This is a genomic window from Pseudomonas sp. ACM7 (assembly GCF_004136015.1).
Classification (GTDB): Bacteria; Pseudomonadota; Gammaproteobacteria; order Pseudomonadales; family Pseudomonadaceae; genus Aquipseudomonas; species Aquipseudomonas frigoris.
This window is the reverse complement of record NZ_CP024866.1, coordinates 3,494,338-3,510,329: the sequence shown is the minus strand read 5'-3', so window position 1 is coordinate 3,510,329 and position 15,992 is coordinate 3,494,338. Positions and strand designations below refer to the sequence as shown.

The following is a 15,992-nucleotide window of genomic DNA, read 5'->3' as shown; positions in this document are numbered from 1 at the left end:
GTCAGTCCGACGCCTGGCCGCGTAACTGGCCATCACCGACCACGATGTACTTCTCGCAGGTCAGACCTTCGAGGCCCACCGGGCCGCGGGCGTGCAGCTTATCAGTAGAAATGCCAATCTCGGCACCCAATCCGTATTCGAAGCCATCAGCGAAGCACGTCGGGGTATTGATCATCACCGACGACGAATCGACTTCCGCGACGAAACGCCGGGTGTCAGCAAGGTTTTCGCTGACGATCGAATCGGTGTGATGGGAGCCGTACTTATTAATGTGTTCGATGGCCTGGTCCAGCCCGTCGACCACACGGATCGAGAGAATCGGCGCCAGGTACTCGGTGTTCCAGTCTTCTTCGCTCGCTGCAACAGCCTCGATGATCGCCCGGGTGCGTTCGCAACCGCGCAGCTCGACGCCTTTTTCGCGGAACTGTGCAGCCATCGATGGCAGGAAATCCTTGGCGACCGACTGGTCCACCAGCAGGGTTTCCATGGCACCGCAGATGCCATAGCGGTAAGTCTTGGCATTGAAGGCGATGCGCTGGGCTTTCGGCAGGTCGGCGTCGGCACTGACATAAACGTGACAGATGCCGTCCAGGTGTTTGATAACCGGCACGCGGGCATCGCGGCTAACGCGCTCGATCAGGCCACGGCCGCCACGGGGCACGATAACGTCGACGTATTCTGGCATGGTGATCAGTGCGCCAACGGCGGCACGATCGGTGGTTTCGACCACTTGCACCACGGCGGCAGGCAAATCGGCTTCGGCCAGACCGCGCTGGATGCAGGCGGCAATGGCACGATTGGAATGAATCGCCTCGGAGCCGCCACGCAGGATGGTCGCGTTGCCGGACTTCAGGCACAGGCTGGCGGCATCGATGGTCACGTTCGGCCGGGATTCGTAGATGATCCCGATCACGCCCAACGGCACGCGCATCTTGCCGACCTGAATGCCCGACGGCCGAAAGCTCATGTCGCGGATCGCGCCGACCGGGTCCGGCAAAGCCGCTACCTGACGCAAACCGACGATCATGCCGTCAATGCGTTCCGGGGTCAGCGCCAGACGCTCAAGCAATGCAGGCTCAAGACCATTGGCGCGGCCAGCGGCCAAATCCAGTTCATTGGCAGCCGTCAGCTCGGCGCGTGCGGCGTCCAACGCATTGGCAGCAGCCTGCAAGGCGCGGTTTTTCTGCGCGGTGCTGGCACGGCCGATGACGCGAGAAGCTTCGCGGGCAGCGCGACCCAGGCGGGTCATGTAGTCAAGAACGGACTCAGTCATTGTCTGTGGTGGTCTTTGCTAAGGTCTTGGTAAAGAGTAAAGCGGCAGATTATAGCTGTCGCGTCCACCGACTAACAGCGGTGACGGGCGGATGGTCGAAATGGAGGGCAATTTGCCGACGTTCAGCCGTGATTAAGCTGCAAATTGTTATCATCGCGACTCAATCAGCCCTGATAAACGCCGTTCATCATGACCAATCTGACTGTTCGCACGTCCGCGACGAGCCTGCCCAAGGGGCTCGCGGATGCATTTTTCGACAGAGACGCCCAAACGCTGGCCCGGGATTTACTCGGTAAAGTCATCCGTCACCGGGTCGGCGACCTGTGGCTCAGCGCCCGGATTATCGAGACCGAAGCCTATTACTTCGAAGAAAAAGGCAGCCACGCCTCCCTCGGCTACACAGAAAAACGTAAGGCTTTGTTTCTGGATGGCGGCCACATCTATATGTACTACGCCCGGGGCGGCGATTCCCTGAACTTCAGCGCCCAGGGTCCGGGCAATGCTGTGCTGATCAAATCCGCCTATCCGTGGGTCGATGACTTGAGCGGGCCGGCGAGCCTGGCGCAGATGCTGTTGAACAATCCCGACGCCCAAAGTCGCCCTCGCCCCTCGCAAAAGCTTTGCGCCGGACAGACTTTGCTCTGCAAGGCGCTGGGCCTGAAGGTGCCGGCCTGGGACGCCAAGCGCTTCGACCATGAAGTGCTGCTGGTGGAAGATGTCGGCCCGGCGCCCGTTCACATCATACAAACCACGCGTTTGGGCATTCCCCACGGCCGCGATGAGCATTTGATGTACCGCTTCGTCGATGCGGCTTACGCGCCGTATTGCACGCGAAACCCGCTGCGACGGGGGCAGGTCGAAGGTCGCGATTATTTTTTGCTGTGAACACAGTTCCCTGTAGGAGCTGCCGTAGGCTGCGATCTTTTGATCTTAAAGGATCAAGATCAAAAGATCGCAGCCTGCGGCAGCTCCTACGCCGGGGGTCAATTAATAAGAGGGAGTTGTTTTTATGGGCCCATGGCTCGATAGCGTGACCGGTTGGTTGACGGTCAACCCGCAATGGCTGGCCGCGGCGGTGTTCATAGTGGCCTTCGTGGAATGCTTGGCGATTGCCGGGCTGATCGTGCCCGGCACGGTGCTGCTGTTTGCCGTGGCGGTACTGGCCGGCAGTGGCGCGCTGTCATTGAGCGAAACGCTATTACTGGGATTCGTCGCCGGCGTTCTGGGCGATATCGTCTCTTACTTCATCGGACGACATTTCCACCAGAACATCCGGCGCCTGCCAGGGTTGCGCCATCATCCGGAATGGATCGCCGGGGCCGAGGCGTATTTCCAGCGCTACGGCATCGCCAGCCTGCTGGTCGGGCGCTTCATCGGTCCGCTGCGGCCGATGCTGCCGATGGTCGCCGGGATGTTCGACATGCCCTTCCCGCGCTTCGCCGCCGTCAGCTTGCTGGCCGCCGCCGGCTGGAGCGTCGCGTACCTGCTGCCCGGCTGGGCCACGGGGGCGGCAATTCGCTTGCCGTTGCCGGAGGGATTCTGGCCTGAGGCCGGCATCGTCGCCGGCAGCATCGCCCTCATGGTGGGCTTGAGCATCACCAGCAGCATGCGCCGTCATCGCAAAGCGACGATGCTGATTACCGGAATGAGCTTCCTGATTTTGGCCGGACTGTTTATCGGCTATCCGCACCTGACCGCCCTCGATCAGGGCGTGATGACCCTGGTGCAGGAACACCGCAGCCCGCTGCTCGATGAAGTGGCGGTGACGTTCACGCTGATCGGCGAGTTTCACAACATGCTGGTGTTCAGCGCCCTGCTGACGGGTTTGCTGTTGCTCACCCGGCAATGGCGCCAGGCGATTTTCGCCGGTAGCACCCTGCTGTGCACCGCGCTGGGCAACACCGTGACCAAACACTTTTTCGCCCGCGTACGCCCGGAAGTGTTGAGCGATCCTCTGACCAGCTACAGCATGCCGAGCGGCCACGCCTCGGGCTCTTTTGCTCTGTTTCTGACGCTGGCCGTGCTGGCCGGCCGCGGACAACCGCCGCGCATGCGTCTGACCTGGCTGCTATTGGGTTGCTTGCCCGCGCTGGCGATTGCCCTGTCGCGGGTGTACCTGGGCGCGCACTGGCCGACGGATGTGCTGGCCGGCGCGATGCTGGCGGCGTGCGTGTGTGCGGCGAGTTTGTGGCTGAATCAGCGCCCGGCGCCGCTGAACGCCATGCCACCAAAGGTCTGGTGGCTGGTGTTGCCGGCGCTGGTGGCGCTGTTCGGTTTCTTTGCGTTGCGGCATTTGCCGCATGCGATGTTGCGGTATGCGTATTAAAGATGCCGATAAAACGCGCCATTCATTGCACGAATGAATGGCGCGAGTTCACTCATCCACCGCGGCGGACGTCGGAATAACCTTGAGTACAAAGGTGGCTGGCTTGTCGTTAAAGGCGTCATGCCCCGTGCGGTTGGGGTCTACATTTTTAAAGATTATCTTCCCGCTCTCTTCGGCACGATATAACGCTCGCCCATTCACCTCACTCACGATGTAAACATAAGAGGGCCCTGGGTCAAGATCAGTAAACCTGGCTTTAGGCGCGCCGTGTTTACTGATTGAAAAAAAATCAGAATCCGCATTGTCACTTACGGACACATGGTGAGTATCGGCCTCTATTTTCAAGCACCATCCTTCATAAGCACCTCGCAAAACGACTGTGACAGCATAATCGTCACCGCGCGGAACAAACTTGAATAACAAAGGAGTATCATCCTCATGATCGGCGAGCGTAATAATACTCGAAGCGCCCCTGTCGGCCAGGGCAACTTCAACATCCAGTTGTTCGCGCCTGGTGATTCGCGGATCACTGAGTCTTGTCTTCAGGCGCTGCTGGTTCAGGACCAACGGCAAACCGTTAACGTAAAGGTTCGCTGTAAACGTTTTATTTTCTTCCATGACCATAAAAACACCTTGATTTTATTAGATGCGGCACTACTTACTCCCCACCAACATAGTGAGAGTACCGTTAACAAAAATAACGAAATACAAAAATACTGACTAAACCGTAGGCATAGCGGCCACGGACACTTCCTTCAACAAAGGTTTTAGGCGCTTGCGCTTACGACGTTCAACCACCATCAAGTCAGCATAAACGCCCGCCGCATCTATTACCTTATCGACGTTATGATCGGCCGCTGCATGCTTCAGAATATATTTGCCAGCGACATCATCCCAAAACGCCCATTCGTCTTCATAAATATTCATGACTTCATCCTTGTTATTAATCAGATCGCCCACTCCTTGCGGGCAACTTGAAATTAAGACAAAGACAAAATCAAAACAATACTGGCAGACAAACCAAGTTAATACAAAGTACAACTAAGCAAACAACTCACCCTGCAACTCATCCAGCAGCGCCTGAATCGCATCCAGCCGCTGCTGCGGATCATCGAGTTGCAGCAGGTCGATCTTGTCCACTTCGGCAAACGGCAACAGGTACGCCAACTGATTGGCCAACGACTGCTGCCCGGTTGCTTCGGTGCCCATGTTCAATGCTTCGACCATCGGGTGTTCGGCCAAGGCTTTGAGCAGCGCAACCAGGTCGGCGTCTTCGTCCTGCAGCGGTTGCTCAGGTTCGTCCTCCAGCCACTCGACCTCGGCGACGGTCAGCTGATCGCGCTGAATCTCGGTACGCAACACGTGGAAACGCCGCCCGCCCTGCACCCGAATGCCCAGCAAGCCATTGTCCTGCTGTTTGAAATCAGTGATCAGCGCCTCGCATCCGACCAGCGCGTAGCCCGCCGGGGCGATGCCGACTTCTTCGCCGTCGAGGATGCACACCACGCCGAAGCCGCCGCCCTGTTTCATGCAGCGACTGATCATGTCCAGGTAGCGCGCCTCGAAGATCTGCAAATCGAGGATGCAACCAGGAAACAACACCGTGTTCAGCGGAAAAAGCGGCAAGCTCATAGACATTTCCTTACGCCACCATCGACACCGCCAACGGCAGGAAAACTGCCGTGGCCACGCCCATCAGACTCATCGCCAGCGCCGCGAAGGCGCCGCATTCTTCATTTTCCTGCATCGCCACCGCCGTGCCGACCGCGTGCGCCGTCATGCCCAGCGCCATACCGCGCGCCTCAGGGCTGTGCACACCCAGCCTGGTCAAAAGGCTCGGCCCGAAGATCGCCCCGATCACCCCGGTGATCAATACGAACACTGCCGCCAGCGCCGCGACGCCACCGATCTGCTCCGCCACCAGCATGGCAATCGGCGACGTCACCGACTTCGGCGCCATGGTCATCAGGATCATATGTTCGGCACCAAACGACCAGCCTAGCAATACGCCCATGCCGGTGGCGACGACGCCACCTATCACCAGCGTAGTAAATATCGGCCAGAACAACTGCCGAATGCGTCGCAGATTGAGGTACAGCGGCACAGCCAGCGCGACGGTCGCAGGGCCGAGCAGGATGCTGAGGATCTCGGTGCTCTTGCGGTACTCGGCATAGGTCAGGCCGCAACCCACCAATACGCCGATCACCAGCAGCATCGAGACCAGCACCGGTTGCAGAAAGATCCAGCGGGTTTTCTCGAACGCCGCCAGCACCAACTGATAAGCCCCCAGCGTAATACCGATGCCGAACAACGGATGATGAATCACCGACGTCCAGGCGCCGTGCCAGTCGAGGATCATTGGCCGTCCTCACGATGAGCGTGACGCTTGACCATGCGCTGCATCAGCACGCCAGCGAAGGCCAGTGACAGCAACAGTGACAATACCAGCGCACCGACGATGGCCCAGAAATCCGCGGCAATGTCTTTGGCGTAAACCATCACACCCACGGCTGGCGGTACCAGCAGCAAGGGCAGATAACGCAGCAGACTGCTGGCCGCGAGGTTCAGCGGTTCGCCGACCTGGCCACGGCTGATCAGGAACACCAGCAGCAACAGCAGGCCGACAATCGGCCCCGGCAGCACCGGTAAAAACAAGTGGTTGATGGCTGTGCCCAGCAATTGGAACAGCACCAGCCAGGTCAGGCCACGTAACAACATCCATCATCTCCCGCAAATTCGCGCTCGGCATTATAAGCACGCCAACGCTATGGACCGGCATTCGCCAAAATCATGGTCAGTTGACCGGAGCCATTTGCCATGTTGATCTAAAGTGGTAATCCGGGAGGTCAAATCCCCCCACCTCAAAACTATAAAACCGATGAACCCAAGGAGAGTCTCAATGCCCTATGTTCCAGTTGCGGAGCTCAAAGATTATGTCGGCAAGGAACTCGGACGTTCCGAATGGCTCACCATCGATCAGGAGCGCATCAACCTGTTCGCCGAAGCCACAGGGGACTATCAGTTCATCCACGTCGACCCGGTCAAAGCCGCGCAAACGCCATTTGGCAGCACCATTGCACACGGTTTCCTGTCGCTGTCGCTGATCCCCAAACTGATGGAAGACATCCTGATCCTCCCTGAAGGGGCGAAGATGGTGGTCAACTACGGCTTGGATACCGTGCGTTTCATCCAGCCAGTGAAGGTCAATTCCAGGGTACGACTCAAGGTCGACATGAACGAAGTCATCGAGAAAAAGCCCGGTCAATGGCTGCTCAAAGCCACCGCCACGCTTGAAATCGAAGGCTCGGATAAACCGGCCTACATCGCCGAGCCACTGTCGCTCTGCTTCGTGTAACCCATCCCCGGATGCGAAGCAGCTCACGCTGTTTCGCGCCCTCTCCTGTTTCCTGGCTATATAAGGTCAAACAGCTGCGGCATACTCGGTCGCCTAATTGCCCGGATCCCGCTATGCGCCCACTTGCCCTCCTCGCTCTGACCCTATTGCTCACCGCTTGCGGCGACGGCGAATCGCTGTTGCCCCCCGACGCCCGGTTGCCGGACGGCGGACGCTATCGCGGTGAACTGGTCAACGGATTGCTGCAAGGCCAGGGCCGTATCGATTACCCGAACGGCAGCTGGTACGCCGGCGACTTCGACAAGGGCCAATGGCATGGCCAGGGCGAATGGCACGGCAGCAACGGCGAAGTCTATCGCGGGGGATTCAATCTAGGGCTGTTCGACGGCAAGGGCATACTGACCACCAGCGGCAGCAGCTTCACCGGCAATTTCAAAGCCGGTCGACGGGACGGCGAAGGCACCCTCAAAGAAAACGGTATGACCTACCGCGGTGAATTCAAGGCCGATCAATATTCAGGGCTCGGTCGTCTCGAACTCGAAGACGGCAGCTCGTATCAGGGCCAGTTCGCCCACGGCAAACCCAACGGCGAAGGCCAACGGGGCGACGCCAGCGGCAATCAGTTCACCGGGCATTTCGTCGACGGTCAGCTCGAAGGCAACGGGACTTTCAACAGCGCCGATGGCGATATCTATGTCGGCGGCTTCAAGAACAACCAACTGCACGGCAAGGGCCGCTACGAGAACGCCGACGGTGATGTCTGGCTTGGTCAATTCAAGGAAGGGTCGCTGAACGGCAAGGGCGAGTTGATCGGCGCCGACGGCAGCCATTACATCGGCCAGTTCAGCGACTGGCGCTTTACCGGCCAAGGTCGATTGAACCTGTCCGACGGCAGCTTCTACATCGGCCAGTTCGACGGTGACAGTTACTCGGGGCGCGGCACCCTGGTGCTGACTGACGGCACAGTGCAAAGCGGTACGTGGATCAATGGCCAGCGTGTTCGCGATGCCGATGGTAAATTGCTGCCCGATAGCCTGGAACTCGGTTTGCTGGCCCAGGGCCGCTTGCTGAACGATGCACTGTCCAACGTGCCGGCTTCGACCCCGGCGGTCGAGTTGTACACCCTGACAGTCGGCGGTGACGGCAAGCAAAGCGTGTTCCTGCGCGAATCCGATTACGTCAGCAACATGCTCAGCAGCCGCTTTGGTGCGTTTGGCCAGATCCGCCTGGTGAACCATCGCGACCACCTCGTCGACCGGCCGATGGCCACCCGGGAAAACCTGCGCCGCGCCGCCGCCGCCCTGGCCGAACGCAGTGGCCCGGAAGACTTGATCTTCATTTACATGACCAGCCACGGCACCAGCGAACACGAACTGGTGCTCGACCAGCCGCGCATGGAACTGTCCGATCTGCCGGCCGACGAACTCGCCGCGGTTCTCTCACCGCTGAAAAGCCGCGACAAGATCATCGTGATTTCATCCTGCTACTCCGGTGGCTTCATTCCCGCGCTCAAGGATGAACGCACCCTGATCATGACCGCCTCGCGGGCTGACCGCGTGTCCTTCGGCTGCTCGGAAGAGGCCAATTTCACCTATTTCGGCGATGCGCTGTTCGCCCAGGCACTGAACCAGACCGACGACCTGGAGCAAGCCTTCAAATTGGCCAAGGCCACCGTCGCCGAGCGCGAACTGGCGGACAGCTTCGAAGCCTCTGAACCGCAGATCTGGGCGCCGAAAACCGTTCTCTCTCACTGGCAGCTGTTACGCAAGCAGCAGGCACGAAAGGCGTTGCAAAGTGTCTCTATCAGCAGCAAGGATGCAAAGAGCAACTAAGCTGAATAGTATCAAGGGGGAAACACTATGTACTTGACGCCTCAGCACGTATTGCTTGCCGGAGCTACCGGTTTGACCGGTGAACATTTACTTGATCGCCTGCTCAATGAGCCCACGATCTCACGAGTATTGGCGCCCTCACGCCGGCCATTGGCCGAGCATCCCCATTTGGAAAACCCGGTCGGCGACCCGGCGGTGTTTCTGCCGCAACTGAGCGGTCGCGTCGACATCGCCTACTGCTGCCTCGGTACCACCATCAAACAGGCCGGCTCGGAGCAGGCGTTTCGCGCGGTGGACCTGGACATGGTGGTGGCGTTCGCCAAACGCGCACGGGAGATGGGCGCACGGCACCTGATCGTGATCAGTGCCCTGGGGGCCGATCGCAGGTCCTCTATTTTCTACAACCGCGTCAAAGGCGAGATGGAATATGCATTGCGTGCACAGGACTGGCCGCAACTGACCATTTGTCGACCTTCGCTGCTGCTGGGCGAGCGCATGGAACCGCGTATGGCTGAGCAATTCGTCGGGCCCTTGTCCCGCTTGATCCCGGGCAAATACCGCGGCATCGAAGCCTGCCAACTGGCCCGCGCCATGTGGCGACTGGCGCTGGAAGAGCAGGATGGGGTGCGGATTGTGGAGTCGGATGAGTTGCGCAAGTTAGGCAAATAAGATCAAAAGATCGCAGCCTTCGGCAGCTCCTACAGTGGAATGTGTACACCTGTAGGAGCTGCCGAAGGCCGCGATCTTTTGCTTTTTACAATCCGCCCGTCGCCTGAAAACTTACCCCGATCACCGTAAGCACCGACAGCGGCAACAGCAGCGTGTCGAGCAACGCACTGGCCGGCAGGTCGATGCCGGGGTAGCTCGGGGCTTCGGCGCCGAAGTGGTCCATGGCGCAGCAACCGCCGTTCATGGCATACAAATCCAGACGCGTCCCCGAATACACCACCGGCGCTCCGGGCTTGGCGGCATCAAGCGTTCGCGCCGTGGCGCAGCCAGCCAATTGCAGCGCCAGCACAATTGCCAATAGCTTATTCATCGCTGGTCAGATGGTGTTCGCCCCAACGCGGCAGCATGTCCTGGGGGATGTTCAGCAGATTGAGAATTCGCGCCACGACAAAATCGATCAAGTCGTCGATGGTTTGCGGCTGATGATAAAAGCCTGGCGACGCCGGCAAAATCGTCACGCCCATGTTCGACAACTTGAGCATGTTCTCCAGATGGATGCTCGAATACGGCGCCTCACGCGGCACCAGAATCAGCTGACGACGCTCTTTCAAGGTGACGTCGGCAGCACGCTCGATCAGGTTGTTGCAAGATCCCGTCGCAATAGCCGACAAAGTCCCGGTGGAACACGGCACCACCACCATCGCTGCCGGCGCGCCGGAGCCCGAGGCCACTGGCGACATCCAGTCTTCCTTGCCATACACCCGAATCTGCCCGGCGGCAGCCCCGGTGTATTCGGTGAGGAAGGCCTGCATCATCTGTGTTTTCGGCGGCAGCGTAACGTCAGTCTCGGTGGCCATCACCAGTTGCGCGGCCTTGGAGATCATGAAGTGCACCTCGCGGTCTTCACGAATCAGGCAGTCAAGCAGGCGCAAACCATATTGGGCGCCCGAAGCGCCGGTCATCGCCAGCGTGATGCGTTCCGGGCCGTTGTTCATTGCAGCGCCTCGGCGAGTTTGCCGTGCAGGCCGCCGAAGCCGCCGTTGCTCATGATCACCACGTGAGTGCCGGGCTGGGCCTGGCTCTTCACACGCTCGATAATGCCTTCAAGCGAATCGCTGACGATCGACGGCACCGTGCACAACGCAGCAGTAGCCCCCAGATCCCAACCGAGGTTGGCCGGCGCATACCAGATCACCTGATCGGCATCGACCACGCTTTCCGGCAAGCCGTCGCGGTGAGCACCGAGCTTCATGGAGTTGGAGCGCGGCTCGATGATCGCAATCAACGGTGCATCGCCGATGCGCTTGCGCAGACCGTCGAGGGTCGTCGCAATCGCCGTCGGATGGTGAGCGAAGTCGTCGTAGATGGTAATGCCACGGACCTCCGCGACTTTCTCCATCCGGCGCTTGACGCTTTTGAATGCGCTCAGAGCAGCGATGCCCATGGACGGCACAACACCGACGTGGCGCGCCGCAGCCAACGTGGCCAGGGCGTTGGCGACGTTGTGTTGGCCGGTCATGTCCCACTCGACCACACCTTGGGCAACACCTTCGAACATCACTTCAAACTTCGAACCGTCTTCGCTGAGCAGTTTGACCTGCCACTGACCGCCGGCACCGGTGGTTTGCACCGGCGTCCAGCAGCCCATCTCGATCACACGCTGCAACGCAGGCTCGGTGGTCGGATGGATCACCAGGCCTTCGCTCGGGATGGTCCGCACCAAATGGTGGAATTGCCGCTCGATGGCTGGCAGATCGGGGAAGATGTCGGCGTGATCGTATTCCAGGTTGTTCAGGATCGCCGTGCGCGGGCGGTAGTGAACGAACTTGGAGCGCTTGTCGAAGAACGCGCTGTCGTACTCGTCGGCTTCGATCACGAAGAACGGTGTACCACCCAAGCGAGCGGACACCGAGAAGTTTTGCGGCACGCCGCCGATCAGGAAACCCGGGCTCATGCCCGCGTGTTCCAGCACCCAGGCGAGCATGCTGCTGGTGGTGGTTTTGCCGTGAGTACCGGCGACGGCCAGCACCCAGCGACCTTGCAACACGTGATCCGCCAGCCATTGCGGGCCGGAGACGTACGGCAGGCCTTTATTCAGCACGTATTCGACAGCCGGGTTGCCGCGGGACATGGCATTGCCGATCACCACCAGATCCGGTGCCGGATCGAGCTGCGCCGGGTCGTAGCCTTGGGTCAACTCAATGCCCTGAGCCTCCATCTGAGTGCTCATCGGCGGATAGACGTTGGCATCGGAGCCCGTCACGTGATGGCCCAGCTCTTTGGCCAGAACCGCCATCGAACCCATGAAAGTGCCGCAGATACCAAGAATGTGAATGTGCATTAGTCGACCTCGTAAAACATGGCCGCAGGTTAGCTTAGGGTGGGAAAATTCGCACCTTGTGTTTCGGACTTGAGGACGCCTTCGTCGGAACGCCGCCCGGAGCAAGCCCCACATTGGATTTGTGAACGACTCAGATCAACTGTGGGAGCGGGCTTGCTCGCGAATGGCCGCGACGCGGTTTATCGGGCAATCCCGTGCTTGCGCAGCTTCCGATAAAGCGTATTGCGACTAACCCCAAGTTGTTCAGCCGTGTGAGTCATATGCCAACGCGTCTGTTCCAGCGCATTCAGCAACGCCAGCCGCTCAGCGTCATCCAGCGGGTAGTCCGACGGCTCCTCAACGGCAACAACCGGAACTGGCCGAGCCTGACGAATCATCGCCGGCAAATCCTCCAGCCCGATCCGCCCACCGTCGCACAACGCCGCTAACGTGCGCAGCACATTACGCAACTGCCGCACGTTCCCCGGCCAGGCGAAGGCCAGCAACGCCTGGCGTGCCGGACCGTCGATCAATACGGTTTCCCCGCCCGCCTCTTCGGCCAGCAAAAAATCGAGCAGTTGGGATTTATCACTGCGATCACGCAACGCCGGCAATGCAACTTCCAGCCCATTGAGTCGGTAATACAAATCCTCGCGGAAGCTGCCGTCCTGCACCCGCTCCAGCAGATTGCGGTGAGTGGCGCTGATGATCCGTACGTTGACCGACTCCGGCTCGCCGCCGATCGGCACCACCTGACGGTCTTCCAGCACCCTTAATAGCCGGGTCTGCAAGGCCAGGGGCATGTCACCGATTTCATCGAGGAACAGAGTCCCGCCATCAGCCTGCTGCAACTTGCCGCGCATGCCTTCCTTGCGTGCACCAGTAAAGCTGCCGCCACGATAACCAAACAGTTCGCTCTCGATCAGGCTTTCGGGGATGGCGGCGCAGTTGAGGGCGACGAAGGCTTTTTCTGCTCGCTGGCTGGCCTGGTGGACGGCTTTGGCAAACGCTTCTTTACCGGATCCGGTTTCGCCGTTGATCAGTAGCGGTACGTCCCGCTCGAACACGCGCAAGGATTTGCGGAAATCTTCCTGCAACCCCGTGTCACCCAGACAAATACCCGACAAGCGCGAAGATTCGGCGATCACCGCACTTTGCACCACCGGCACCGGAATGCTGCGTGGCTGCCCGCGCAACAGCGCAAACAGACTCCGTCCGTCGCGCGTGCGCAACGGCCAACTGGCGCTGGCATTGACGCTGGCGCGGCCGAGCAATTCATCCAGCGAGCAGTCGAAAAACGCCTCCACCGGTTTGCCCAGCAACCCACCGCGAATATGCCCCAGCAGGTTCAGCGCACTCTGGTTGACCGCGCTGATCCGCCCTTCTCCGTCGAATGCCAACAACCCTTCGCTGAACAGCCCGACGGATTCGGCCTGAAGGTGAAAACGCAGCAACCACTGATTGTCGAAATAGCGCAGGAAATAGCAGCTCTCGATCATCTTCGCCGAAAGATTGACCAGGGCCATGGTGTGGAACTGGCTTTGACGAGAGACCTCGTGGCGCGCCGAGGACACATCGAGCACCGCCAGCAGTTCGCCATGCGGGTCGAACACCGGGCTCGCCGAGCAGGTCAGGCCGGTGTGACGGCCGCGAAAATGCTCATCCTGGTGGATGGTCAGCGACTGACGCTCCACCAGACAGGTGCCGATGCCGTTGGTACCTTCACAGGCTTCGCTCCAGTCCGCACCGAGCCAGAGGCCGGCGCGTTCGAAAATCTTCCGTTCGGCAGGCGCGGTGACGCAATTGAGGATCACCCCGCGGGCGTCAGTCAGCAGGACCGCGTGGCCGGCGCCGGAGAGTTGCTGATGAAGACTGGTCATTTCGCTGCCGGCGATGTGCAGCACTTGCTGCAAGCGCTCGCGGCTTTCCAGGACGCGGCCATGTTCCAGCACTGTCGGTGCCATGGTCAGGGCCGGGTCGAGGTGATAGTCCTCAAGACAGCGCAGCCAGGAGCGGGCAATCGACGGATCGCTGCCGGGGCCGTGCAAGTGAGACTTTCCCTGAGTGACGGTCAGGACCTGCTGGGCATGGCGACTCAAATGGTTGTCGTGCATTTCTTATTGTTCTCCCCGAAAGGTGTACACGGCCCTGTAGGAGCTGCCGAAGGCTGCGATCTTTTGACTTTGATGGTTCGAGATCAAAAGATCGCAGCCTTCGGCAGCGCCTACGGTCCATCACAGGCACCGAGCATCCTCCAGCCATCCATGCTTTGCAATGCTGGCAAGACCGCCCGGTCACAGGTTGCGCCAGAAGCGGTACAAAGTGTCACCATGGCTGTACCGAAACCGTCACAGGCAGCGTCCGTCGGTCCGACAAAAACCGCGTAAGGCCTTGATTTGCCTGACCTGCAAGGCACTGGCCCGACCTTTGCTCTACGCTTATAGCAAGCGCACATGCGCCTCTCTAATAAGTACAAAAGCCAAGGAGAAAACATCATGCGTTACGCTCACCCCGGTACTGAAGGCGCTATCGTTTCGTTCAAGAGTAAATACGGTAACTACATCGGCGGCGAGTTCGTCGCGCCTGTTAAAGGTCAGTACTTCACCAATACCTCGCCAGTGAATGGCCAACCGATTGCCGAATTCCCGCGCTCCACGGCCGAAGACATCGACAAAGCCCTGGACGCTGCCCACGCCGCTGCCGATGCCTGGGGCGCCACGTCCGCCCAGGCTCGCTCGCTGGTGCTGCTGAAAATCGCCGACCGCATCGAACAGAACCTCGAAGTCCTGGCGATCACCGAATCCTGGGACAACGGCAAAGCCGTGCGTGAAACCCTCAACGCCGACATCCCGCTGGCGGCCGACCATTTCCGCTACTTCGCCGGTTGCATCCGCGCCCAGGAAGGCAGCGCCGCCGAGATCGATGGCAACACCGTGGCGTATCACATCCATGAACCATTGGGCGTGGTCGGGCAGATCATCCCGTGGAACTTCCCGATCCTGATGGCTGCCTGGAAACTCGCCCCGGCCCTGGCGGCTGGTAACTGCGTGGTGCTCAAGCCTGCCGAGCAAACGCCGCTGGGCATTACCGTGCTGATGGAGCTGATCGGCGACCTGCTGCCGCCGGGCGTGCTGAACGTGGTGCAAGGCTTCGGCAAAGAAGCCGGTGAAGCACTGGCCACCAGCAAACGCATCGCCAAAATCGCCTTCACCGGCTCGACCCCGGTCGGCTCGCACATCATGAAATGCGCCGCCGAAAACATCATTCCATCCACCGTGGAGCTGGGTGGCAAGTCGCCGAACATCTTCTTCGAAGACATCATGAAGGCCGAGCCAAGCTTCATTGAAAAAGCCGCTGAAGGCCTGGTGCTGGCGTTCTTTAACCAGGGCGAAGTCTGCACCTGCCCTTCCCGTGCATTGGTGCAAGAGTCGATCTACGACGACTTCATGAAAGTCGTGATGAAAAAAGTGCTGTCGATCAAACGTGGCGACCCGCTGGACACCGACACCATGGTCGGCGCCCAGGCGTCCGAGCAGCAATTCGACAAAATCCTTTCGTACCTGGAAATCGCCAAGGGCGAAGGCGCCGAGCTGTTGACCGGCGGCAAGGTGGAGAAACTCGAGGGCAACCTGGCGACCGGGTATTACATCCAGCCGACCCTGCTCAAGGGCACCAACAAAATGCGCGTGTTCCAGGAAGAAATCTTTGGCCCGGTGGTGAGCATCACCACCTTCAAGGACGAAGCCGAAGCCCTGGCCATCGCCAACGACACCGAGTTCGGCTTGGGTGCGGGCCTCTGGACCCGCGACATCAACCGCGCCTATCGCATGGGCCGCGCCATCAAGGCCGGTCGTGTGTGGACCAACTGCTACCACCTGTACCCGGCGCACGCCGCGTTCGGCGGCTACAAAAAATCCGGCGTCGGTCGTGAAACCCACAAAATGATGCTTGATCACTATCAGCAGACCAAAAACCTGCTGGTGAGCTACGACATTAATCCGTTGGGCTTCTTCTAAAAAGCGTGGGCGGGACAGGTATTCCTGTGTCGCCCTTCACATAGCTTTCGCGAGCAAGCCCGCTCCCACAGTGGTTCTCCAGTGTTCACAGAACCCCTGTGGGAGCGGGCTTGCTCGCGAAGGCGTCCTCACCGACAACACCGGACATCGCCCTGCCGCTCTGGCACGGGCTTTGCGTGCCCGCTCTACACGAAAACGTCG

16 protein-coding genes are annotated in these 15,992 nt (G+C 59.7%); 6 read left to right on the top strand and 10 right to left on the bottom strand.

What is annotated here, in order from left to right:
• Nucleotide 1: 1 nt before the first annotated feature.
• Nucleotides 2-1,273, bottom strand: a complete 1,272-nt coding sequence (locus CUN63_RS16545) for a glutamate-5-semialdehyde dehydrogenase (RefSeq protein ID WP_129440888.1) — start codon at nt 1,271-1,273, stop codon at nt 2-4.
• A gap of 189 nt (nt 1,274-1,462) precedes the next feature.
• Between CUN63_RS16545 and CUN63_RS16540 the strand changes: the two genes are divergently transcribed.
• Entirely contained in the window at nt 1,463-2,158 is a 696-nt protein-coding gene (locus CUN63_RS16540; protein ID WP_129440886.1) for a DNA-3-methyladenine glycosylase, read from the top strand.
• Between the two features lie 124 nt (nt 2,159-2,282).
• Nucleotides 2,283-3,599, top strand: a complete 1,317-nt coding sequence (locus CUN63_RS16535) for a bifunctional DedA family/phosphatase PAP2 family protein (protein ID WP_129440884.1) — start codon at nt 2,283-2,285, stop codon at nt 3,597-3,599.
• A 48-nt stretch (nt 3,600-3,647) separates the two neighbouring features.
• Here CUN63_RS16535 and CUN63_RS16530 read toward each other — a convergent pair whose 3' ends face one another.
• The 5 genes from CUN63_RS16530 to CUN63_RS16510 form a co-directional block, all read right to left on the bottom strand.
• Nucleotides 3,648-4,223, bottom strand: coding sequence for a hypothetical protein (locus tag CUN63_RS16530; protein WP_129440882.1), 576 nt, complete (start codon nt 4,221-4,223; stop codon nt 3,648-3,650).
• Nucleotides 4,224-4,319: 96 nt separating this feature from the next.
• Entirely contained in the window at nt 4,320-4,526 is a 207-nt protein-coding gene (locus tag CUN63_RS16525; RefSeq protein ID WP_129440880.1) for a hypothetical protein, read from the bottom strand.
• Nucleotides 4,527-4,640: 114 nt separating this feature from the next.
• On the bottom strand, nt 4,641-5,231 hold the full coding sequence (locus tag CUN63_RS16520) for an LON peptidase substrate-binding domain-containing protein (RefSeq protein ID WP_008152802.1): 591 nt from the start codon (nt 5,229-5,231) through the stop codon (nt 4,641-4,643).
• A 10-nt stretch (nt 5,232-5,241) separates the two neighbouring features.
• On the bottom strand, nt 5,242-5,958 hold the full coding sequence (locus CUN63_RS16515; RefSeq protein ID WP_129440878.1) for an LrgB family protein: 717 nt from the start codon (nt 5,956-5,958) through the stop codon (nt 5,242-5,244).
• Nucleotides 5,955-6,317, bottom strand: coding sequence for a CidA/LrgA family protein (locus tag CUN63_RS16510; RefSeq protein ID WP_129440876.1), 363 nt, complete (start codon nt 6,315-6,317; stop codon nt 5,955-5,957). Before CUN63_RS16510 ends, CUN63_RS16515 begins: the two co-directional genes overlap by 4 nt.
• Nucleotides 6,318-6,498: 181 nt before the next feature.
• Here CUN63_RS16510 and CUN63_RS16505 point away from each other — a divergent pair, with 181 nt between their 5' ends.
• The 3 genes from CUN63_RS16505 (at nt 6,499) to CUN63_RS16495 (ending at nt 9,455) form a co-directional block, all read left to right on the top strand.
• Nucleotides 6,499-6,954, top strand: a complete 456-nt coding sequence (locus tag CUN63_RS16505; RefSeq protein WP_123367685.1) for a MaoC family dehydratase — start codon at nt 6,499-6,501, stop codon at nt 6,952-6,954.
• 113 nt (nt 6,955-7,067) lie between these two features.
• The gene (locus tag CUN63_RS16500) at nt 7,068-8,786 is read left to right on the top strand and encodes a C13 family peptidase (protein ID WP_129440874.1); all 1,719 of its coding nucleotides are present in this window, start codon (nt 7,068-7,070) and stop codon (nt 8,784-8,786) included.
• A 27-nt stretch (nt 8,787-8,813) separates the two neighbouring features.
• Nucleotides 8,814-9,455, top strand: coding sequence for an oxidoreductase (locus CUN63_RS16495; protein ID WP_129440872.1), 642 nt, complete (start codon nt 8,814-8,816; stop codon nt 9,453-9,455).
• Nucleotides 9,456-9,540: 85 nt separating this feature from the next.
• Here CUN63_RS16495 and CUN63_RS16490 read toward each other — a convergent pair whose 3' ends face one another.
• From CUN63_RS16490 to CUN63_RS16475, 4 genes are all read right to left on the bottom strand, one after another.
• Complete coding sequence (locus tag CUN63_RS16490) at nt 9,541-9,825, bottom strand: YceK/YidQ family lipoprotein (protein ID WP_129440870.1); 285 nt, start codon at nt 9,823-9,825, stop codon at nt 9,541-9,543.
• Nucleotides 9,818-10,450 (bottom strand): flavin prenyltransferase UbiX, encoded by a 633-nt coding sequence (ubiX, locus tag CUN63_RS16485; RefSeq protein ID WP_129440868.1) that lies wholly within the window; start codon nt 10,448-10,450, stop codon nt 9,818-9,820. The genes CUN63_RS16490 and ubiX overlap by 8 nt, the downstream gene beginning before the upstream one ends.
• Nucleotides 10,447-11,796 (bottom strand): UDP-N-acetylmuramate:L-alanyl-gamma-D-glutamyl-meso-diaminopimelate ligase, encoded by a 1,350-nt coding sequence (gene mpl / locus CUN63_RS16480; protein WP_129440866.1) that lies wholly within the window; start codon nt 11,794-11,796, stop codon nt 10,447-10,449. Before mpl ends, ubiX begins: the two co-directional genes overlap by 4 nt.
• A gap of 179 nt (nt 11,797-11,975) precedes the next feature.
• Nucleotides 11,976-13,889, bottom strand: a complete 1,914-nt coding sequence (locus tag CUN63_RS16475; protein ID WP_129440864.1) for a sigma-54-dependent Fis family transcriptional regulator — start codon at nt 13,887-13,889, stop codon at nt 11,976-11,978.
• Nucleotides 13,890-14,270: 381 nt separating this feature from the next.
• Between CUN63_RS16475 and CUN63_RS16470 the strand changes: the two genes are divergently transcribed.
• Nucleotides 14,271-15,791, top strand: coding sequence for an aldehyde dehydrogenase family protein (locus CUN63_RS16470; RefSeq protein WP_010467346.1), 1,521 nt, complete (start codon nt 14,271-14,273; stop codon nt 15,789-15,791).
• The last annotated feature ends 201 nt before the right edge of the window (nt 15,792-15,992 follow it).